The organism is Streptomyces sp. NPDC104106 (assembly GCF_055584345.1).
Genome location: NZ_JBVJMF010000015.1, coordinates 163,215 through 183,112 on the forward strand (window position 1 = coordinate 163,215; position 19,898 = coordinate 183,112).

24 protein-coding genes and 1 pseudogene are annotated in these 19,898 nt (G+C 71.5%); 9 read left to right on the plus strand and 16 right to left on the minus strand.

Translation table 11 applies throughout. The features are described from left to right. Window positions 1–43: 43 nt before the first annotated feature. Both ACZ60X_RS30675 and ACZ60X_RS30680 read left to right on the plus strand, forming a co-directional pair. Window positions 44–847: an undecaprenyl-diphosphate phosphatase gene (locus tag ACZ60X_RS30675; protein WP_469605291.1), complete on the plus strand. Its 804-nt coding sequence runs from the start codon at window positions 44–46 to the stop codon at window positions 845–847. Window positions 848–945: 98 nt separating this feature from the next. Beyond that, complete coding sequence (locus tag ACZ60X_RS30680; protein ID WP_469605294.1) at window positions 946–1,125, plus strand: hypothetical protein; 180 nt, start codon at window positions 946–948, stop codon at window positions 1,123–1,125. A gap of 31 nt (window positions 1,126–1,156) precedes the next feature. Here the strand turns inward: ACZ60X_RS30680 and ACZ60X_RS30685 are convergent, their stop codons facing one another. The 5 genes and pseudogenes from ACZ60X_RS30685 to ACZ60X_RS30705 all read right to left on the minus strand — a co-directional run. After that, complete coding sequence (locus ACZ60X_RS30685; protein WP_469605296.1) at window positions 1,157–1,705, minus strand: DUF4291 domain-containing protein; 549 nt, start codon at window positions 1,703–1,705, stop codon at window positions 1,157–1,159. 41 nt (window positions 1,706–1,746) lie between these two features. Continuing rightward, window positions 1,747–2,277 carry a hypothetical protein gene (locus ACZ60X_RS30690; protein WP_469605299.1) on the minus strand — a complete coding sequence of 177 codons (531 nt, stop codon included), beginning with the start codon at window positions 2,275–2,277 and terminating at the stop codon, window positions 1,747–1,749. 7 nt (window positions 2,278–2,284) lie between these two features. After that, window positions 2,285–3,535 (minus strand): DNA/RNA non-specific endonuclease, encoded by a 1,251-nt coding sequence (locus tag ACZ60X_RS30695; RefSeq protein ID WP_469605302.1) that lies wholly within the window; start codon window positions 3,533–3,535, stop codon window positions 2,285–2,287. Further along, complete coding sequence (locus ACZ60X_RS30700) at window positions 3,532–3,885, minus strand: hypothetical protein (protein WP_469605303.1); 354 nt, start codon at window positions 3,883–3,885, stop codon at window positions 3,532–3,534. The genes ACZ60X_RS30695 and ACZ60X_RS30700 overlap by 4 nt, the downstream gene beginning before the upstream one ends. A gap of 412 nt (window positions 3,886–4,297) precedes the next feature. Next, a pseudogene (locus tag ACZ60X_RS30705) lies at window positions 4,298–4,501 on the minus strand (DUF4291 family protein); the annotation flags it as partial. A gap of 92 nt (window positions 4,502–4,593) precedes the next feature. Here ACZ60X_RS30705 and ACZ60X_RS30710 point away from each other — a divergent pair. Both ACZ60X_RS30710 and lnt read left to right on the plus strand, forming a co-directional pair. Next, window positions 4,594–5,079, plus strand: a complete 486-nt coding sequence (locus ACZ60X_RS30710; protein ID WP_469605305.1) for a nuclear transport factor 2 family protein — start codon at window positions 4,594–4,596, stop codon at window positions 5,077–5,079. 72 nt (window positions 5,080–5,151) lie between these two features. Further along, window positions 5,152–6,726 (plus strand): apolipoprotein N-acyltransferase, encoded by a 1,575-nt coding sequence (gene lnt, locus ACZ60X_RS30715; RefSeq protein ID WP_469605308.1) that lies wholly within the window; start codon window positions 5,152–5,154, stop codon window positions 6,724–6,726. On the opposite strand, the gene ACZ60X_RS30720 is transcribed toward lnt, so the two are convergent. Together ACZ60X_RS30720 and ACZ60X_RS30725 are read right to left on the minus strand one after the other, a co-directional pair. Further along, entirely contained in the window at window positions 6,644–7,555 is a 912-nt protein-coding gene (locus ACZ60X_RS30720; protein ID WP_469605310.1) for a Gfo/Idh/MocA family protein, read from the minus strand. The two genes, lnt and ACZ60X_RS30720, sit on opposite strands and share 83 nt — an antisense overlap. Further along, window positions 7,552–8,742 (minus strand): FAD-dependent monooxygenase, encoded by a 1,191-nt coding sequence (locus ACZ60X_RS30725; RefSeq protein WP_469605312.1) that lies wholly within the window; start codon window positions 8,740–8,742, stop codon window positions 7,552–7,554. Before ACZ60X_RS30725 ends, ACZ60X_RS30720 begins: the two co-directional genes overlap by 4 nt. A 129-nt stretch (window positions 8,743–8,871) precedes the next feature. On the opposite strand from ACZ60X_RS30725, the gene ACZ60X_RS30730 reads away from it, so the two are divergent. From ACZ60X_RS30730 to ACZ60X_RS30740, 3 genes are all read left to right on the plus strand, one after another. Next, window positions 8,872–9,462 carry a TetR/AcrR family transcriptional regulator gene (locus ACZ60X_RS30730; RefSeq protein WP_469605315.1) on the plus strand — a complete coding sequence of 197 codons (591 nt, stop codon included), beginning with the start codon at window positions 8,872–8,874 and terminating at the stop codon, window positions 9,460–9,462. Window positions 9,463–9,526: 64 nt separating this feature from the next. Then, complete coding sequence (locus ACZ60X_RS30735; RefSeq protein ID WP_469605318.1) at window positions 9,527–10,039, plus strand: DinB family protein; 513 nt, start codon at window positions 9,527–9,529, stop codon at window positions 10,037–10,039. 114 nt (window positions 10,040–10,153) lie between these two features. Continuing rightward, a complete protein-coding gene (locus ACZ60X_RS30740) occupies window positions 10,154–10,630 on the plus strand; it encodes a hypothetical protein (RefSeq protein WP_469605321.1) in 477 nt (158 codons plus the stop codon). A 15-nt stretch (window positions 10,631–10,645) separates the two neighbouring features. Here the strand turns inward: ACZ60X_RS30740 and ACZ60X_RS30745 are convergent, their stop codons facing one another. The 7 genes from ACZ60X_RS30745 to ACZ60X_RS30775 all read right to left on the minus strand — a co-directional run bounded on the left by ACZ60X_RS30745 (window position 10,646) and on the right by ACZ60X_RS30775 (window position 16,681). After that, window positions 10,646–11,089 carry a hypothetical protein gene (locus tag ACZ60X_RS30745; protein ID WP_469605323.1) on the minus strand — a complete coding sequence of 148 codons (444 nt, stop codon included), beginning with the start codon at window positions 11,087–11,089 and terminating at the stop codon, window positions 10,646–10,648. Between the two features lie 113 nt (window positions 11,090–11,202). Next, complete coding sequence (gene ung / locus ACZ60X_RS30750; protein WP_469605324.1) at window positions 11,203–11,886, minus strand: uracil-DNA glycosylase; 684 nt, start codon at window positions 11,884–11,886, stop codon at window positions 11,203–11,205. A gap of 98 nt (window positions 11,887–11,984) precedes the next feature. After that, window positions 11,985–13,562, minus strand: coding sequence for an ABC transporter substrate-binding protein (locus ACZ60X_RS30755; RefSeq protein ID WP_469605328.1), 1,578 nt, complete (start codon window positions 13,560–13,562; stop codon window positions 11,985–11,987). Window positions 13,563–13,759: 197 nt separating this feature from the next. Next, the gene (locus ACZ60X_RS30760) at window positions 13,760–14,521 is read right to left on the minus strand and encodes an SDR family oxidoreductase (protein ID WP_469605331.1); all 762 of its coding nucleotides are present in this window, start codon (window positions 14,519–14,521) and stop codon (window positions 13,760–13,762) included. A gap of 21 nt (window positions 14,522–14,542) precedes the next feature. Beyond that, entirely contained in the window at window positions 14,543–15,304 is a 762-nt protein-coding gene (fabG, locus tag ACZ60X_RS30765; RefSeq protein ID WP_469605333.1) for a 3-oxoacyl-ACP reductase FabG, read from the minus strand. A gap of 166 nt (window positions 15,305–15,470) precedes the next feature. Beyond that, complete coding sequence (locus ACZ60X_RS30770; RefSeq protein WP_469605335.1) at window positions 15,471–15,920, minus strand: DUF3037 domain-containing protein; 450 nt, start codon at window positions 15,918–15,920, stop codon at window positions 15,471–15,473. Then, the gene (locus ACZ60X_RS30775) at window positions 15,917–16,681 is read right to left on the minus strand and encodes a HipA family kinase (protein WP_469605339.1); all 765 of its coding nucleotides are present in this window, start codon (window positions 16,679–16,681) and stop codon (window positions 15,917–15,919) included. The genes ACZ60X_RS30770 and ACZ60X_RS30775 overlap by 4 nt, the downstream gene beginning before the upstream one ends. A 195-nt stretch (window positions 16,682–16,876) precedes the next feature. On the opposite strand from ACZ60X_RS30775, the gene ACZ60X_RS30780 reads away from it, so the two are divergent. Further along, window positions 16,877–17,392, plus strand: a complete 516-nt coding sequence (locus tag ACZ60X_RS30780; RefSeq protein ID WP_469605341.1) for a Rieske (2Fe-2S) protein — start codon at window positions 16,877–16,879, stop codon at window positions 17,390–17,392. 54 nt (window positions 17,393–17,446) lie between these two features. Here ACZ60X_RS30780 and ACZ60X_RS30785 read toward each other — a convergent pair whose 3' ends face one another. Then, window positions 17,447–18,091, minus strand: a complete 645-nt coding sequence (locus tag ACZ60X_RS30785; protein ID WP_469605344.1) for a cysteine hydrolase family protein — start codon at window positions 18,089–18,091, stop codon at window positions 17,447–17,449. Between the two features lie 84 nt (window positions 18,092–18,175). On the opposite strand from ACZ60X_RS30785, the gene ACZ60X_RS30790 reads away from it, so the two are divergent. After that, window positions 18,176–18,658, plus strand: coding sequence for a pyridoxamine 5'-phosphate oxidase family protein (locus ACZ60X_RS30790; RefSeq protein WP_469605346.1), 483 nt, complete (start codon window positions 18,176–18,178; stop codon window positions 18,656–18,658). A gap of 292 nt (window positions 18,659–18,950) precedes the next feature. Here the strand turns inward: ACZ60X_RS30790 and ACZ60X_RS30795 are convergent, their stop codons facing one another. Continuing rightward, on the minus strand, window positions 18,951–19,859 hold the full coding sequence (locus tag ACZ60X_RS30795) for a LysR family transcriptional regulator (protein WP_469605349.1): 909 nt from the start codon (window positions 19,857–19,859) through the stop codon (window positions 18,951–18,953). Between the last annotated feature and the right edge of the window lie 39 nt (window positions 19,860–19,898).

Genomic DNA, 19,898 nt, shown 5'->3' on the forward strand with positions numbered 1-19,898 from the left:
TTGGTCAGTTCTTTACCCGACAGCGCTGGGGCGTCCCCTCTCCATGTCTTGGTTCGAATCCCTCGTCCTCGGACTCGTCCAGGGGCTCACCGAGTTCCTGCCCGTCTCCTCCAGCGCGCACCTGCGGCTGACCGCGGCGTTCTCCGGCTGGGACGACCCGGGCGCGGCCTTCACGGCGATCACCCAGATCGGCACGGAGACCGCCATCCTGATCTACTTCCGCGAGGACATCGGCCGCATCGTCTCCGCCTGGTTCCGGTCGCTGTTCGGCAAGGGCACGCGCCGGGACCACGACGCGCGGACGGGCTGGCTCGTGATCGTCGGCTCGATACCCATCGGGGTGCTGGGTCTGACGCTCAAGGACCAGATCGAGGGCCCCTTCCGGGATCTGCGGGTCACCGCGACGATGCTGATCGTGGTCGGCCTGGTCATCGGCATCGCCGACCGGCTGGCGGCCCGCGACGAGACCGGCGGCCGCCACCGGGCACCCAAGCAGCGCAAGTCCCTGGCCGACCTGGGCGTCAGGGACGGCGGCCTCTTCATGGGCTACAGGCGCGAAGCCGCCGCCCGCTACTCGTTCCTCCTCGCCGTCCCCGCGGTGCTGGCCTCGGGCGCGTTCGAGGTGAAGGACTCGGTAGGCCAGGGCCAGGTGGACTGGGGCCCGACCCTGCTCGCGACGGCCATCGCGTTCGCGTCGGGATACGCGGTGATCGGATGGTTCATGAAATGGATCTCCAGCCGAAGCTTCATGCCGTTCGTCTGGTACCGCGTGGCTCTCGGCGCCGTGATCATCGCCCTGGTCTCGGCGGACGTACTGAGCCCGCACGCGGCGGAGTCGGCGAGCTGAGCCGGGGCCCGCAGGGCCTGCGAGACGGTGACCAACCCCATACGTTCTGCGTAGCCGGGCGGTAGCGCAGTGTCAGTGCTTGCCCCTAGGCTGTCCGCATGTCCCCCGAATTCCCGACCTCTGCTTCCGTGCGGTCCGCCGCCGAGGTGAACGAGCAGATCCGGGCGCTCTGGCTGCGCGCGGGCGGCACCCTGTCCCCCCAAGAGCGCGTGGAATACGAGCTGTTGGTGGTCGAGTGGGCCGAGGCCATCCGCGAGGAGGTCATCGAGGCCGCCTGAGGCGGCAGGCCCCGCAGCGCGCCCCGGCGGATCAGGCGAGCAGATGCGCCAGCGCCTCCCCGGCCACGGGGTACGGCCGCTCCGGCGGCAACAGCCCGGTGGCCCGCTCCAGTTCACCGGCCCGCACCAGAGCGTGCACCCGAGCGGCGAGCGGGGTCACGTCCTCGATCCCCCTGATCCACTCGTCGGCGTACCCCGCCGCCGCCTGTCCGGCGAGCCCGAGCTGCAACGACCGGTAGGGCAGCGGATTGTGGTGCAGATCGCGCTCGGGATCCCACTGGACCCGCGCCGGCGCCTGCCTCAACGTCCGCTTCCAGGACGCCCGATCCGCGTGCAGCCGGGGCACGTAATGCGACAGACAGGCGTTGCGGAGCGCCCATTCGAAACCGGCGCGGTCGATCTCGACGGCGAGTACGGTCTCCTGCCCCTCCTTGGTGCCCCAGCCGCAGCGGTACATCATCCACAGGAAGGACGGCTTGATCCAGGTCAAGCCGTGCTCACAGACCTTTCCAGCGGGCGGGGCACCTGGGGCACCCTGTGTTCTGCGCGCAACGTTGTGTAGATGGGCGGTGCCGAGCATCGCCTGGGGGACCGCATGGAAAGAGTTGGCCGCCGGACGGATCAGATGTGCGGGTTGCGCTCGTAGGAGGGTGACTCGTCGGGGAAGTCGTCCGGGAAGACATCGCTGACCAGGTCGCCGCGAAGGACCTGTAGGAGGTAGGACTCGACCGGACCCTCGAAGAGGTCGTAGTCGTCGCCACGGCCCTCCACGACGAGGACAGCCCACTTCGTGGGGTCGGGGTGGGGGATCAGGAAGCATGCGTCCGCATTGTCCGTTCCACCCCAGCGAACCAACTGGCTTGGATGAACGCCACGTTGGCGGAGAAGTTCGAGAATGTGCGGACGGGTCTCGAAGAACTTCTCTCCGGCTTCCTTCGTTCGGGATACGAGGTCGACGTTCTTGTTGTCGGCGCCCGCCCGGTACACGCGCAGGAAGTCGTCGAACTTCGCGCCGCCGAAAACATCCAGAAACCGGAGGAAGGCGGAGGGGAACGTGACTCCCAGGGCAGCCTCGGTCCGTTCCCAGTCGTTGACGACCATGCCCGCCTCGCCGGTCGCCGGGAATGCGGCCAGCAGTTCCAGATCCGTCATGAGCTGCCTACTTGTTGACGATGGTTTGGTTGATGTCGAGGCCACCGCCCCTGGCGGTCACGTGAACACCAGAGGGGATCAGGTCCGTGGGGTTCCTGTAGACGGGCATCGCCGAGTACTGCACGTCGTGACCTGCTTCGACCACTTTATAGATCTCCTGCTCCAGGTCCTTCATCTCCACGTTGTTTGCCTTGTCGTACATGATCACGATGTTTTCCGGGGCGGCCCCATCACCACCCAGGGACTTTGCGAGCAGGTGGCCCCGAGTATGGTCGGCGGCATCCCCGAGCCAACCCGGCGGTTTGACTCGCCTACTGGCTTTGGTCCCGGTGTTGAGCATCGACTTGGTGATCGTGGTCCTGACCCCCTGAGCCCGTCCCAGATCGTCGAGCGGCTCACAGTACGGCGGTGGCTGGCGTACCGCGCCGTAGCCGCCCTGCCCCGACCTGAGGGCCACGCCCAGATCATCCGTACTGGCGGCCAGTCCACCAGGTAGCGCCACTTGCGGCGCCAAACCCGGTATCCGTACGCCGCCCAGCAGCTCTGTCCAGCCGCCCGCATTGCCAGCTGCGCGTATCGCTGAACCCGCGCCTCCCAGGAGGCCGCCGGCGATGGCGCCGTCCACGCCCGCGCTGCGGGCTTCGTCGATGTTGAGGCCGCCCTTCTGCTCCCCGAGTGCGATGGACATGGGCTGGGTCACGGCGAGGTTCACGGCGACGGACTCAACGCCTGCGAACGCCGCGGTCGCCAGGGTCGTGCTGGCGATGGCCGCGATCTCCTCCGACACCGCCACGCCGAGGCTGGCGGCGGCGTCCGCGATCCCGGCCGCCACTGCCACGGCAGCGTCCTCGGAGAGGCTGAAGGTGACAACGGAGAGGACCCCGCCGACCACGAGCGTGGCACCGGCGATCTCCAGCTCGTGCTCCAGCTTCTTCTTCACACCGTGGATGAAGTCCGCGTACGCGTCCAGCGCTTTGGCCATGTCGCGCGCCGCGTCGGCGAGGTCCTTCAACCAACCGCGTTTGTCGTAGTAGTAACGGCGCCAGAATGGGTCCTCGAAGGCGGAGATGGCCTCGCCCTTGTTGTGCTCGATGATGGTGCGAGCCGCTCTGTTGGCACCGGAGGTGACGCCGTCGACGTCGTCGGCGAAGTCCCGCCACACCTTCGCCGCATGCCGCAGCCCGCTCTCGTCGGCGGCCGGCCACCACATGCCGGTCATGTCCTGGACGATCTTGCGGGCCTTGTCCGCAGTGCTCACCGGCCGTCGCCCTTGGCGCTGTGGTCGACGTGGATCCGGCTGAACATGCTGCGGATCAGCTGTTCGTTGTCGATGTGACCGTCCGCCATGTCGACCATGGCCTCACGGATGCTGGCCAGACCGTCGACAAGAATCTTGGTAGCGCGCTCGATCTGCGTCACGTGCGGGCCGTACACCTTGTGGAACTTCTGCCCCTGCTCGTCGTCCCCCCACGGCGACCCGGCCGCCTCCAGGCCGTGCTTCAGCTTGGTCAGAGCGTGTGCAAGAGCAACGCTTTCATGTTCGAAGTGAGGTGCTGTCGCTTTGAGGTCGGCGATCTTGATGTCGAGTATCTTGCCGCTATCACCCATGACTTGACGTCCTCCCCCTCCGCTAACTGCACGGACATTCGACCCTAGCTGCCGATCACTTCTACGCGGCCGCCTGATCGCAAAGGGGAAGCAAAGGCCCCGCCCAGCTGCCGTGAGCTCTCTCACCACCCATGGGCGTGACCCTGGTGTGGCAGCTCCGCCGGTGACAACGCCTAACTGATTCCCCTTCGCCTTCGACGGACGTTCGTACACCTTCACGATCGACAGCCAGGATGTGAGCGAGCGTGTGACAGTGGTCGACGTGCACACCGCCCCACATGGCCACCCCGCACGTCGTCCTGCACGTGAGCCCCGCCGAGGTCTGGCCTACCGCACTGAACCTGCTCGCCGCAACTGGGCATCGGGCTGATGGTCCGTGTCGTTCATCAGCCCCGGAAAGAGGTTATGAGCGCGGCTTGATGACCCAGGTCATGCGGTCCCGCTTCCAGGCCGCCGGAAAGCGCCCGGTCCGGGCCGCCGGTCCGCCGATCTCCGGGCGGTAGGCCTGGTAGACGGTAACGGTCGAATCCGTGTGGCGGGCGCGGACACGGAACACGGGCTCCGCCGCCGCGGTCGCGTCGTCGGGTTGATCGTTCATGGGCACAGACTCAGCCATGCGGCGCGTCCGCACCAGCGAATAAGCGGGACAACCCGAATGACCCGGCCCGCCCTCTTGGCAGGGGACCTCCGATGGCCAACACTGTGCCGATGACGCAGCGCGCGGAGCTTGCGACCGTGATCGACCGACTGGCCGTGGACGAGGTGATCACCGCGTACGCCGTGGCGGTGGACGACGGTGACTGGACGGCGTACCGGCGGCTGTTCACGCAGGACGGCCGCGCCGACTACCGTTCCTCCGGCGGCATAGAGGGGCCCGCGCCGGAGATCGCCGACTGGCTCGCCCGGAACCTGGCCGTGTTCCCCATGCGCCAGCACCTCATCGTCAACCGCCGTGTCCACTTCGGCGTCCTGGACCACGACACGGGCGACACGGCCCGGGTCCGGGCCGACTACCTCAACCCCATGCGCCTCTCGACCGTCGGCACCCCCACGTCACCGGACCTGGTCTGCGGCGGCCGCTACGACTTCGCGCTGCTGAGGACGCGGGAGGGCTGGCGCCTGCGCGAGGTGGCGGTCGAGGAGAAGTGGCGCAGCCGTCAGGCCACGGTGACGCCGGCACCGCACGGCCCGTAACGCCGGCCGGCCCTGTCCTGGATCGCTCCCCCGCCGCACACTGGAGACGCACGCTGGGTAGGGAGGGTCCACATGAGGACGATCGACCACTGGCTCACCTCCCCCTGGCGGCGCTCCACCGTCGCCGCCCTCGCCGGCGCGCTGCCCGTACTGGCCTTCCCCGCACCGGCCCTGTGGTGGTTCGCCTACATCGCCCTGGTCCCCTGGATCCTGCTGGCCCGCTCGGCCCCGGACGGGCGCCGCGCGGCGTACGACGGCTGGTGCGGCGGCGTCGGGCTGCTGCTCGCGGTGCACCACTGGCTGCTGCCGAGCCTGCACGTGTTCCTCTTCCTTATCGCCCTCCTGCTGGGTGCGCTCTGGGCACCCTGGGGCTGGCTGGTGCGCCGCTTCCTGGGCGGGCGGGCCACCCCGGGCCGGAGCGCCGCCGCGCTGCTGGTACTGCCGTCGGCCTGGCTGACGGTGGAGTCGGTGCGTTCCTGGCAGGGGCTCGGCGGGCCCTGGGGCATGCTGGGCGCCAGCCAGTGGCAGGTCTCCCCCGCGCTGCGGCTGGCCTCGGTGGGCGGGGTGTGGCTGCTCAGCTTCCTGATCGTGGCCGTGAACGTGGCGGCGGCCGTGCTGCTGTCGGTGCGCGACTCGCGCGTACCGGCCGTGGCCTCGCTGGTCGCCACGGCCGCCGCCACCTCGGCCGCGTGGGCCTGGGCGCCGCGCCCGCAGATGGAGGGACAGGTCCGGATCGCCGTCGTGCAGCCGGGCGTCGTGGACGGAAGCGACAGCGCCGAAAGGCGCTTCGCACGCGAGGAGCAGCTGACCCGGCGCCTCGCCGGGCAGGACGTCGACCTGGTGGTGTGGGGCGAGTCCAGCGTCGGCTTCGACCTCGGCGACCGGCCCGACCTGGCCCGGCGGATCGCCGCACTGGCCCGTGCGGTCGGCGCCGACGTGCTCGTCAACGTGGACGCCCGCGGCTCCGACCGGCCCGGCATCTACAAGAGTTCGGTACTGGTCGGCCCGAACGGCCCGACGGGCGACCGCTACGACAAGATGCGGCTCGTGCCCTTCGGGGAGTACATACCGGCCCGCTCCCTGCTCGGCTGGGCCACCTCGGTCGGCAAGGCGGCCGGCGAGGACCGCAGGCGCGGCACCGAGCAGGTCGTGATGAACGTCGGGCACGGGCTGCGGATCGGCCCGCTGATCTGCTTCGAGACCGCGTTTCCCGACATGAGCCGGCACCTGGCGGACGACGGCGCCGATGTGCTGCTCGGCCAGTCCTCCACGTCCTCCTTCCAGGACGGCTGGGCACCGGGCCAGCACGCTTCGCTCGGCGCGCTGCGGGCCGCCGAGACCGGCCGCCCGATGGTGCACGCCACCCTTACCGGGGACTCGGCGGTCTACGGGCCGGACGGGCAACGCCTCCGCCCCTGGCTCGGCACCGGCGCGAGCGCGGCGCGCGTGTACGACGTACCGCTCGCGCACGGCATCACGCCGTACGTCCGCTACGGCGACTGGCCGGTGCACGGTGCGCTGCTGGTGCTGGCCGGGCTGTGCGCGGCGGAGGGGGCGAGGGCGTTCAGGCTGCGCCGCAGCGGTCCCGAACCGCTCGTACCACCCGCTCGCACAGTTCATGAGTCGCCAGCGCGTCCCGGGCGCTGAGCACCTTTCCGGCCCGCACGGCGTCGAGGAAGGCGAGGACCGCCTGCTCGATGCCGCGCTGCCGGGCCACCGGCACCCAGTCGCCGCGCCGCCGCACGGTCGGCTGGCCCTTGTGGTCGACGACCTCGGCGAGGTTGAGCACCTGCCGCTTGGTGTCCTGCCCCGAGACCTCCAGGATCTCCTCGGTGGAGCCGCTGAGCCGGTTCATCACGCCGAGCGCGGTGAAGCCGTCGCCGGCGAGCTGGAGCACCACGTGGTGCAGCAGCCCGTCCTCGCCCCGGGCGCGCACCGTCACGTCGTCGACCGTGCCGGGCACCAGGAAGCGCAGGGTGTCGACGACGTGGATGAAGTCGTCGAGGATCATCGAGCGCGGTTCCTCGGGCAGCCCGATGCGGTTCTTCTGCAGGAGGATCAGCTCGCGGGGGTGCTCCAGGCACTGCGCGTAGCCGGGCGCGTACCGGCGGTTGAAGCCGACGAAGAGGGACACCCCGCGCTCCTCGGCGAGCCGCACCAGCCGTTCGGACTGGGCGAGTTCGTAGGCGAGCGGCTTGTCCACGTACGTCGGTACGCCCGCTTCCAGCAGCCGGGTGACGATCTCGGGGTGGACGGCGGTCGGCGCGTGCACGAAGGCCGCGTCGAGGCCCGCGGCGAGCAGGGAGTCGAGGGCGGTGTGCCGCCGCTCGGCCGGCAGGTGCAGGCTGTCCGCGACCCGGTCGAGGGTGGCGGGCGTCCGGGTCTGCAGGTGGAGGTCGATCCCCGGCTGCGTGCCCAGCACCGGCAGGTACGCCTTCTGCGCGATGTCGCCGAGTCCGATGCAGCCGACCTTCACGTCCACTCCCCTTGCCGCTTGTCCGCGCGTGTCTCCCCGGCAGCATACGGGGGCCGCCAGTCGGCGATGCCGTCGAAGCCGCGCAGGAAGAGCGCGGGCCCGGCCTTGGACAGTGCGGCGACCACGGTGTCCCGCACGGCGACGGCGGCGCGGTTCTCGGCCATGTTCACGCGGGCGACCCGGACGGCCTGACGGGCGATCGCGGTGGTGCGCGGGAGCCGGGCGGCGGTGTAGGCGGGCACGTCGCGGCAGTGGTGGGCAAGCACGACCGCGTCCTCGACGGCCTGGTTGCCGCCCTGGCCGAGGGTCGGCGGCATGGCGTGTGCGGCGTCGCCGAGGAGGGCGACCCGGCCGGAGTGGTAGGCCGGCAGGGGCGTGGCGATGTGGTGCACGTCGTGCCGGAGGACGTCCTCGGGGCGGGCGGCGGCGAGAACGGCGGGTACGGGGTAGTGCCAGTCGCCGAACCGGCGCGTGAGTTCCGCCTTCTCGTCGTCCGGCGCCCGTTCGCCGGCCGGTGCGACGGCCGCCGCGTAGGCGTAGACCCGGCCGTCCTTGAGCGGGTGCGTGCCCCAGATCCGGCCCCGGCCCCAGGTCTCGTGGGAGGCGAACCGCGCTCCCGGGACCGGGATCATCACCCGCCAGGTGGTGAACCCGGAGTACACCGGGCCGGGGTGGCGCGGGAACAGGGCGGTGCGCACGCGGGAGTTGATGCCGTCCGCGCCGACCACGAGGTCGGCCTGAAGCTCCTGCGTCCCGGCGCGCACCCGGGCCGGCCGTCGGCTGTCGCCGGGCTCGGTGAGGGTGGCGGCGGTCCCGGTGCGTACGGCGTCCGGCGGAAGCAGGGCGGCGAGGCGCGCGACCAGGGTGGCGCGGGGCAGCAGGACCAGGGGGCCGCCGAAGCGGGCGGCGGTGGCCTCGGCGCTGGAGCGGGACAGCCAGCGCCCGCCGGGGGCACGCAGCCCTCCGTCGCCCTGCCAGGCGGCCAGCTCCCGGATCTCGTCGCCGATGCCCAGCACGTCCAGCGCGCGCAGGGCGTTCGGGGCGAGGGAGATGGCCGCGCCGGCGGGTTCCAGCGAGCGGGCCCGCTCCAGCACGGTCACCTCCCAGCCGCGCCGGTGCAGGGCCGCCCCCGCCGCGAGCCCTCCGATCCCGCCGCCGATGACGACCGCACGTGCCGACCGCGCCATGGCTCCTCCTGTGTCCTCGGTCCCCGCACCCCATGCCGCACTACATCTGTAGTGGGCGCGATGGGCACGACTGTACTACACCCGTAGTGAGCGCTACTACGGCCGTAGTGCGACGGGTAGGGTCGCCTCATGCCCGCACGCACCCCTCCCGCCTCCCGCGCCGATCTGGTCGCCGACGCCGCCCTCGCCCTGCTCGCCGAGCGCGGCATGCGAGGGCTGACCCACCGGGCGGTGGACGAGTCGGCCGGGCTGCCGCCGGGCTCGACGTCGAACGTGGCCCGCACCCGGCAGGCGCTGCTGGAGCTGGCCGTACGCCGGCACGCCGAGCGCGAGGCCCGGGTCCTGGAGCTGACGGAGATGCCGCAGCCGGGCGGCGGACCCGACGCGCTGGCCGACGCGCTGGCCCTGGCTGTGCACCGCTCGCTGACCGACGGCCGCGACCTGCTCATCGCCCGCTACGAACTCGCCCTGGAGGCCACCCGCCGCCCCGAGCTACGGGCCTTCTACGACCGCGCGGGCGCCGTCTTCAAGGAGCAGCTGGCCGCGATGCTCACGGCCGTGGGCTCCCCCGACCCCGCCCGCCACGTGCTGTCCCTCGTCGCCTGGGCGGACGGGCTGATGTTCTCCTGCGCGGCGGGCTCCTTCGGTGCCGAGGAGCCCGGTCTGCCGCAGCTCCGCACGGGCCTGCGCGAACTGCTGGCGGGCATGCTGGGCCGCTGAACTCCCCGGCACCCCACGGAAAACCCGTGGTGGGACGGCATGGGCGCGGGCGAGGATACGGGGCATGACGACCGAACGCCGAGAACCCGACCAGACCGCCGGTGAACGCGCCATGCTGGAGGGCTGGCTGGACTACCACCGCCAGACGCTCGCCGCCAAGTGCGAGGGGCTGGCCGACGAGCAGCTGCGCACCGCGTCCGTGCCGCCCTCCGAGCTGTCCCTGATGGGGCTGGTGCGGCATCTGGCGGAGTGCGAGCGCGGCTGGTTCCGCAGGGTGCTGGCGGGCGACGACGCCGGGCCGATCTACTACTCCGACGCCGACCAGGACGGCGACTTCCACCCCACCGCGACCGACACCTGGCAGGAGACGTACGCGACCTGGCAGGCGGAGATCGAGACCGCCCGGCGCCGCGCGGCCGGCTTCGGGCTCGACGATCTGTCCCGGGGCCGGAGCAGGTTCACGGACACGCCGTTCAACCTGCGCTGGATCTACACCCACATGATCGAGGAGTACGCCCGGCACAACGGCCATGCCGACCTGATCCGCGAGCGGATCGACGGCGCCACCGGCGACTGAACGTCACCTTCCGTACGGCGGACCCCTCCTACGGGGCACGAGATCACCCGTGCGGGGGTGTCAACCTCGGCTCGTCCGTGCCAACTCGGCCGCGGACCCAGCAGAGTTGCCCGGGTGCAGCGAACGACCACCACCGCGACGCTCCTGGTCACCGTGGCCCTGACGTCCCTCACCGGCTGTGTGACGGTACGGCACCCGGCACCTCCCGCGGCGCCGCCGGACACGGCAGTCACCCAGCCGACGGCACCCCGGCCGGACGGCAGCGCGGCGCCCCGCGTGATCCAGGCCCCGGCCGAGCAGGCCCTGGAGATGGTCGGCCCCTCCCAGCGCCCCCGTCCCGAGCGGCCGCCGACCCCGCGGCACACCGCCGAGGCCCCGCCGCCGGCACCCCGGGGCCGGACGAACGAGCCCGCCCGCCACGAGGCTCACCCCCATCACGAGCACCGTCACCGGCGCCCGCGCACGGACGTCCCGGGCCTGTCGGACCCGGCCCCCGCGGCCCCCGGCGTGTGCGGCCTGGGCAGGGCGTACGGCGGCTGGAAGGACGACAGCCCGGAGGCGGAGATCTGCGAGCGGACGTACGGCCGCTGAGAGGCGGCGCCCGCGCTACTCGCCCAGCCGCAGCTCCAGCCGGCGGATCGCGGCCCGCACCCCGTCGCCGTAGCGATCGTCGGCCAGCACCCCCGCGGCCCGCCGCGCCCTCCGCACATGGCTCCGCGCGGCCTCCACCTGCCCGAGCTTCACATAGTCGGCGGCCAGATTGAGATGCAGGGACGGCAGGAATCCGCCGGGCCCGTCGGCAAGCTCCTCGGCCGCCGACAACGCCCTCAGGTCCCAGGCGAGTTCGTCGGCCGGATCGTCCTGCGTATCGGCGAGGTAGTGGGCCAGCGTGCAGCGGTGCAGCGGATCACCGGCCTCCCCGATCTCCGCCCACAGGTCCAGGAGACGACGGCGCGCCTCCTCCCGGTCGCCCCCGTGGTGCAGCATCACGACCTGCCCGATCCGCGTCGGCACGTCGTCCCGCGCCGCCTGCTCCCGCTGCTCCGCCACCGCACCCTCCGGGCCGTCGTCGGCTGTGTGGTCAGCCGTCCGTCCCGACGCTAACCGGCCGCGCGGACATTCCCGGGCAGGCGGCCCCGCGCGCGGCGGGGCCGCGCGGCCGGTCAGCCCAGGTTCGGGATCGTCCAGTCGATCGGCTCGTGTCCCTGCGCCGCGATCGCCTCGTTGATCTGGGTGAACGGACGGGAGCCGAAGAACTTCTTCGCGGACAGCGGGGAGGGGTGCGCGCCCTTGACCACCACGTGCCGGGTCTCGTCGATCAGCGGCAGCTTCTTCTGCGCGTAGTTCCCCCACAGGACGAAGACCGCCGGGTCCGGGCGGGAGTCCACCGCGCGGATCACCGCGTCCGTGAACTTCTCCCAGCCTTTGCCCTTGTGCGAGTTGGCCTCGCCGGCCCGGACGGTGAGCACCGCGTTGAGCAGCAGGACGCCCTGCTCGGCCCACGGCATCAGATAGCCGTTGTCCGGGACGGGCAGGCCCAGCTCCGCCTGCATCTCCTTGTAGATGTTCCGCAGCGAGGGCGGGGTCTTCACACCCGGACGGACCGAGAAGCACAGGCCGTGGCCCTGGCCCTCGCCGTGGTACGGGTCCTGGCCGAGGATGAGGACCTTGACCTCGTCGTATGGCGTGGCCGCCAGCGCTGCGAAGACCTCCTCGCGCGGGGGGTAGACGGGACCGTTCGCCCGCTCCTCCTCGACGAACTCGCTCAGCTCCTTGAAGTAGGGCTGCTGGAGCTCGTCGCCCAGAACCCCGCGCCAGGACTCGGGCAGCATGGCGATGTCGGTCACGTCAACGTCCTCACGGTGTCGATCGACTGCGTCGTACGGTCACTTCCAGGTCTCAGAACCTACAGTCGACCACTGACAACCGGCACACGAAGCCCGGTTCACCAGCTCGTCTTGCGGTGCAGCGTCCACATCATCATGATCGTCGACGGGTCGAGGGCCTGCTCGCCGCCGGAGACGTCGTCGCTGGCGGCGATGTACTGCCGGCCCTGCCACAGCGGGATCAGCCGGGCGTCGTCCACCAGGATCTGCTGGGCCCGCTCCATGTCCTTGACCGTCTGGGCGCGGTCGCTCTCGGCGCGCGAGTGCGGCAGCAGTGTGTCGGTGATCTCCTTGGCCGGATACGGCGTCCCGAGGGCGTTGTGCTCGCCGACGAACGGGGCGATGAAGTTGTCGGCGTCGGGGAAGTCAGGGAACCAGCCGCGGCCGAAGACCGGGTACTCGCCCTTCTGGTAGCCGACCACGAAGGTCTTCCAGGGGCGGCCGCGCAGCGTGACGGTGAACAGTCCGGAGGCCTCCAGCTGCCGCTTCAGCTCCTGGAACATCAGGGCGGTCTCGGAGCCGTAGCGGTCGGTGGTGTACCAGAGGGTGAGGGGCACGCGCTGGTGGATGCCCGCGCCGGTGAGGATCGCGCGGGCCCGGCCGGCGCTCGGGTCGCCGAAGGCGTCGAAGTAGGCGGTGGTGTGGCCGGTCAGGCCCTTGGGGACCATCGAGTACAGCGGGTCGACGGTGTCCTGGTAGACCTTGTGCGCGATGGCGCCCCGGTCGATGATCTGGGCGACGGCCTTGCGGACGGCGGGCTCCTTGGCCCAGGGGTCCGCGGGGTTGAACACCAGGTAGCTGATGTCGGTGCCGGTGCCGTCCACCAGCTGCAGGTCGGCGTCGCCGTGCTGCTGGAGGGCGAGGATGTCGCCGGCGGCGAGGCCGCGGTAGGTGACGTCGATCCGCCGCGCGCGCAGCGCCTTGACCATCTCGGCCGAGTCCTGGAAGTAGCGGATGGTCACCGCGTCGTTCTGCCGCTTGGCGAAGCCCCGGTAGCCGCCGTTGCCGACGAGGACGGCCTGCTTGTCCTCCGTGTAGGACCGGAGCGCGTACGGCCCGGAGCCGTTGACCTTGTCGTCCTTGCGCAGGGAGTGCGCCGGGTAGTCGTCGGGGTCGACGATCGACAGGGCGGGGGTGGCCAGCACGAACGGGAAGGTGGCGTCGGGCCGGTTGAGGTGGAACACGATCTCGCGGTCGCCGCTCGTCCGCACCTGGTCCAGGCTGCCGAGCAGACCGGCGGGGCCGCCGGGGGCGTCGATGGCGCGGATGCGGTCGACGGAGTACTTGACGGCTTTCGCGGTCAGCGGGTCGCCGTCGGAGAACTTCAGGCCCGGGCGCAGCTCGCAGCGGTAGGTGCGGCTGGTGGAGTCGGTGAAGGAGCAGCTCTCGGCGGCGTCGGGCTGCGGGGTGGTGGTGCCGTTCGGGTAGGCGAGGAGCGTCTGGTAGACGTTCCGGTACAGCTCCCAGGAACCGTCCCAGGCGCCCGCCGGGTCCAGCGTGCTGGGCGCGCTGGTGGTGCCGACGACGATCGGGCCCTTGCCGCCACCGCCGCTCCCGGACAGCACTCCGCAGCCGGCCGCCAAGGTCATGGACACGATCGCGGCGACTGACCGCAGGCATCGGTTCCGGTTGAACACGCGCACGCTCCTCGATCCGCCGTACCAAGGGTCGGCAGACCATACCGCAGCGTTCGACCCTGCGAACCTCCCCTGGAACCAGGCCTCTTGATCGCGAAAACGACGGCGGATCGATGACGACGTTGTCAGTTCGCTGTGCGGTACGCGTACGGCGTTCCGGGCGCCGATCCGTCCGGAAATCGGCGCCCGGACGTGGCTCAGCCCACTCCGGCGTTCAGGAAGATGCCGCCGTCCACGACGAGCGTCTGACCGGTGATCCAGTCGGACTGCGTGGAGGTGAGGAAGGCCGCGGCCCCGCCGATGTCGGAGGGCACGCCGAGCCGGGCGAGCGGGTAGGCGGCCGCCGCCTCCTCCTCCCGGTTCTCGTACAGGGCCTGGGCGAACTTGGTCTTGACGACGGCCGGGGCGATCGCGTTGACCCGCACCTTCGGCGCGAACTCGTGGGCGAGCTGCTGCGTCAGGTTGATCATCGCGGCCTTGCTCACGCCGTAGGCGCCGATGAACGGCGAGGGTGCGAGGCCCGCGACGGAGGCGATGTTGACGATCGCGCCGCCGTTGTCCTTCTGCCAGGCGTGCCAGGTCTTCTGGGCGAAGCCGAGCGCGGAGATCACGTTGGTCTCGAAGACCTTGCGGGCGACGTCCAGGTCGAGGTCCGCGATGGGTCCGAAGACGGGGTTGGTGCCCGCGTTGTTGACCAGGTAGTCGAGGCGGCCGAAGGCCTCCATGGTGCGCTCGACGGCCTCGGCCTGGTGGTCGAGGTCGTGCGCCTTGCCGGCGACGGCGATGACCCGCTCCGCGCCGAGCTTCTCCACGGCCTCCTTCAGGGCGTCCTCACCCCGGCCGGTGATGCACACGCGGTCGCCGCGGGCGACCAGGGCCTCGGCGACGCCGTAGCCGATGCCCCGGCTCGCGCCGGTGACGAGGGCGACCTTGCCGGACAGCTCCGGGAGTTCAGTCATGTCGGTGTGTCCTCAGGTTCCCTAGTCGAGCGGTCCGCCGGCCACGTACAGCACCTGGCCGGAGACGAAGCCGGCCGCCTCGCCGGTGAAGAAGGCGATGGCGTTGGCGATGTCCTCGGGCTCGCCGACGCGCTGCACCGGGATCGCGCCCGCGGCGGCCTTCTTGAAGTCCTCGAAGTCCATCTTGACGCGGTCGGCGGTGGCCTTGGTCATCTCGGTGGCGATGAACCCGGGGGCGACGGCGTTCGCCGTGATGCCGAACCTGCCCAGCTCGATGGCGAGGGTCTTGGTGAAGCCCTGCAGACCGGCCTTGGCGGCGGAGTAGTTGACCTGGCCGCGGTTGCCGAGCGCCGAGGAGGAGGAGAGGTTGACGATCCGGCCGAAGCCCGCGTCGACCATGTGCTTCTGGACGGCCTTGGTCATGAGGAACGAGCCGCGCAGGTGGACGTTCATGACGGTGTCCCAGTCGGAGACGCTCATCTTGAACAGCAGGTTGTCGCGCAGCACGCCCGCGTTGTTGACGAGGATCGTCGGAGCACCCAGCTCCTCGGCGATCCGGGCGACGGCCGCCTCGACCTGCGCCTCGTCGGAGACGTCCGCGCCGACCGCGATCGCCTTGCCGCCGGCGGCGGTGATCTTCTCGACGGTGTCCTTGCAGGCGGCCTCGTCGAGGTCGATCACGGCGACCGCGCGACCCTCGGCGGCCAGCCGTACGGCGGTGGCGGCACCGATGCCGCGCGCCGCGCCGGTGACGACCGCGACCCGCTGTTCAGTGGTGGACATTGCTTCTCCTCGCCCTTGAGAGAACCTGGCACCCTCCCGCAGACCGCCCTGCGGACTGCGGTGAGGGCCTTCCGATGCGGTGAGCGACCGCTTAGTACCTTCAGCACAGGTGACGCTAGAAGCCCTGGCACCCGGTGTCAACGGCAGCACGGGTGCGTGTGATCCATTACCTCACCAGGAGGTCCAGCAACCGCTCGGTCTCGGCCGCCGGATCGGCGGTCAGCCCCGTGTGCACGGGGCCGGGGCAGACGACGGTGGAGCGGGGTGCGATGAGCCAGCGGAAGCGCCGCCCGGCGTCGTCCCGGGCCGCCTGCCCCGCCTGCTCGCCGCCCGCGCACGTCCGCTCGATCGCGTCGAGCGCGGCCCGGATCCCGGACACGTCGGCCGCCGGGTCCAGGGCGAGCAGCCGGGCCTCGTCCAGATGGGTACGGGCGCCGACGTAGGCCTTGGCCCGGCTGTAGACGAGCACACCGGCGTTGATGCACTCGCCGCGCTCGACCCGCGGTACGACGCGCAGCAGCGCGTACTCGAACACGTCCCGGTCGCCGCCCTGACCCGCCCGGGTGATGTGCCGCTCGGTGACGTGTCCGGCCATGTGGATGTGGGTCTCGCTCACTTGGTCCCCTCGATGCCGGTGACGCGTTCGTGGACGACGGCCGCCCGCGCGAGCAGCGGCCGTGCGTAGGCCCGGCGCAGGTCGTCCGGGGTGTCGAAGCCGGGCTCGTCGGCGAGCCAGGCGTCCGGGATCTCGGCGGTGACCTCGGCGAGCAGGTCCTCGGTGACGCGGGGCGCCAGCTGCGCGGCGGCGGCGCGGACGTCCGGCGCGAAGCGGGCGAGGGCGTGGTCGGAGGCGTCGTAGGGGCGGCCCGCGGAGGTGTCGGCCGAGGGCCAGTTGTGGTGCCAGATCATCGTGGCGCCGTGGTCGATGAGCCACAGCTCGCCGCGGTGCACGAGGAGGTTCGGATTGCGCCAGGACCGGTCCACGTTGTTGATCAGCGCGTCGAACCAGACGATCCGCCCCGCCTCCTGCGCGCTCACCGGGAAGGCGAGCGGGTCGTAGCCGAGGGCGCCGGAGAGGAAGTCCATGCCGAGGTTGGGACCGCCGCTGGACCTCAGCAGGTCCTGCACCTGCTGCTCGGGCTCGCCGAGTCCGAGGACCGGGTCCAGCAGGAGGGTGACCAGCCGGGGCATCCGGAATCCGAGGCGCCGGGCGAGTTCGCCGCACACCACCTCGGCGACCAGTGTCTTGCGGCCCTGTCCGGCGCCGGTGAACTTCATGACGTAGGTCCCGAGGTCGTCGGCCTCGACGAGCCCCGGCAGGGAACCGCCCTCACGCAGCGGCGTGATGTAGCGGGTCGCGGTGACTTCCTTGAGCATCGCCCCAGGTTACTGGGGCCGGCGGGCGGGGCGGCGGGGGACGGCCGACAGCGCGCGGACAGCTCTGGCTTACGGCCGTCTCATGCCCGGACCGCGAGGATCTGGGTTCCCGTCTGAACGGGCGGTGCCCGGGCACCGTACCCCTGGACGGATCACGAGAAGCCTCGACGGAAGTTCCGCGGAAGGGAATCCCACATGAGCACCGCATCGCCCCAGCCCTCAGCCGGACCGGCCCGCCGTACCGTCGTGGCGGCGGCTGGAGCGGCGGGTCTCGCCGCCGCGCTGACCGCCTGCGGTTCGAGCAACGACAACTCCGCCGGCTCCTCCGGCACGTCCGACACCGCCTCCGCCGCCGGCTCGACCGGGACGACGGGGACGAGCGGGACGACCGGCTCGACCGGCTCGACGTCCCAGAGCGGCGGCGGGACCGCGCTCGCCAAGACCACCGACATCCCCGAGGGCGGCGGCAAGATCTTCAAGGAGCAGGGCGTGGTCGTGACCCAGCCGACGGCGGGCACGTTCAAGGCGTTCTCGGCCAAGTGCACCCACCAGGGGTGCGCGGTGGGCAGCGTGTCGGGTGGCGTGATCGTCTGCCCGTGCCACAACAGCCACTTCTCCGTCGCTGACGGCAGCGTGAAGCAGGGTCCCGCGACCCAGCCGCTGGCCGCCGAGAAGATCACCGTCTCCGGCGAGAACATCACGCTGGCCTGAACACCGGTCTGAACGACGGCCCGGACGACGGCACGCGCGCTGCCCCGATCCGGATCAGCCGCGCCCGCGCGGCCCTCCCAGACAGCCGAGCACCTCGTCGGTGGTCGCGACCGTGGCGACCAGCGCGAGGGTGTGCCGGATCATCGCGGGGGTGTACTCGGCGGGCACCCCCGCGATCGCGTCGGCCGGGACGACGGCGGTGTAGCCGAGGTTGACCGCGTCGAACACCGCGTTGGGGATCGCCACGTTGGCGGAGACACCGGTGACGACCAGCGTGCGGCAGCCGAGGTTGCGCAGCAGGGCGTCGACCCCGGTGCCGTGGACCGGCGACAGCCCGTGCAGCCGCCGTACGACGATGTCCGCCTCGGCGACCTCGATCGGCGGCGCGACCCGGACGGCGGCGGTACCGCTCAGCTGCCGCACGGCAAGCCGTTCGGCGGCCCGGAACAGACGGGCGTTGCGGCTCGCGCCCCGCCCGTCCGGTCGGCGCTCGGCGATCGCGTGGATCACCTGGATCCCGCCCTGGTGCGCGGCGGCGACCAGCCGGGCGACATTGCGCAGGGCACCACGGGAGCGGGCCTCGCGGGCGAGTTCGGGCAGCGCGCTGTCCGGGCCGACGACCCCCTGCTGGCACTCCACGGTGAGCAGGACGGTGCTCGCGGGGTCGAGGAGTTCGCTGAGCTGTGCGCGCGACGGCATACCCGTTCCCTTTTCTGATGATGTGTCAGAGGATCAGGAGGACAGGGTAGTTCGCCGACAAGACGTGGGAGAAGAGGGAGCCGCATGACCGTGACCGAGCAGCGCCGGGCCCGCAGGATCATGATGACGCCCGGCGAGCTGGACGCGTTCCTGACCGCGCAGCGCACCTGCCGGGTGGCGACCGTCTCGGCGGACGGCACGCCGCACGTCAGCGCGCTGTGGTTCGCCTGGGACGGTATGTCGCTGTGGTTGTACTCGGTGGTGCGCAGCAGGCGCTGGACGCAGCTGTGCCGCGATCCGCGGGTGGCGGTCGTGATCGACTCCGGCGAGGAGTACGACCAGTTGCGCGGGGTCGAGTTGTCGGGCCGGGTGGAGTTCGTGGGCGAGGTGCCGCGCCGGGGCGAGCTGTGCGCCGAACTCGACACGGCCGAGACGCTGTTCGCGCGGAAGAACTTCGGCCTGGACGAGATGCCGCACGACGGCCGGCACGCCTGGGCGCGGCTCACGCCGGAGAAGATCGTCTCGTGGGACTTCCGGAAGCTGGGCGGTCCGCGGACGCAGCCGTGACGGGTCCCGGGCGCCCACGGCCTCCCGGCAACCGCCCCCGAGGCACCGGCAGCCTCACCCCCTGCCCAGGCACAGGTACCCCCCAACCGGTACCCCCCAACCCCACGGCAACCGACCAGGGGCGCCAGCCGCCTCACCCTGCCCAGGCCGCAGGCCCCCACGACCTCGCCGAGACCGACCGCTGGGCGTCAAAAGCCTCACCCCACTGCCCAGCCGCAGCCGTTTCCCCGCCTCGCGCTGACCGGTCGCCGCGTCCCGGCCGCGCGGTTCTCCGGAGCCGATCGGCTGCGGTTCAGGGCTCGTCGGCCTGGCGGGCAGCTGTCCGCAGGGCCTCGACCGCCGCGCGGATCGAGGGTCTGCGGTCGGCGTCCGCGCGCCAGATGACGTAGACATGGCGGCGCACGCCCTGGACCAGCGGGACGGTCACCACGCCCGCCGGCACCGGCCGGCGCCCCAGCCGCGGCGCGATGCACACGCCCAACCCGGACTTCACCAGGGCGAGTTGGGTGTGGGTCTCGCTCGCGCGATGGCCGACGATCGGCTCGATGCCCTTGGACCGCAGCATGAAGACGAGCCACTCGTGGCAGAACTCGCCCTCGGCCCAGGTGATCCACTCGTCCTCGGCGAACTCGGTGAGGTCCACCTCGTCCCGGCCCGCCAGCCGGTGTCCCGCCGGCATGGCGACATCGGCCGGGTCGTCCAGCAGGGGCGCCTTGACCAGCCCGTCAGGCACCGGCATCGGCTTGTTGTACCAGTCGAGGACCACCGCGAGGTCGAGGTCGCCGCGGACGACACCGGCGACGCCCTGCTCCGGCTCCAGCTCACTGGAGCGCACCCGCAGCCCCGGATGCCGGGCCCGCAGCGCGCCGAGTGCGACCGGGAAGAGGCCGCGCGCGGCGGTCGGGAACGCGGACAGCCGCAGCTCGCCGACCACCTGTCCGCGATGCGCCTCCAGATCGGACTCGGCCAGCTCGACCTGGGACAGGATCCGCGACGCGTGCTCCGACAGCAGCCGGCCCGCGTCCGTGAGCCGTACGCCGCGGCCGTTCTTGGCGAGGAGCTGCTGGCCGACCTCGCGCTCCAGCTTGCCCAGCTGCTGCGAGACGGCGGACGTGGTGACGTGCAGCGCCTCGGCGGCGGTGCTGACCGAGCCGTGCCGGGCGAGGGCGTCCAGGGTGCGCAGGCGCTCAAGGTTCAACATGTAAGTGATTCTAAGAGGTACTGCATCAAAAATCTCGAT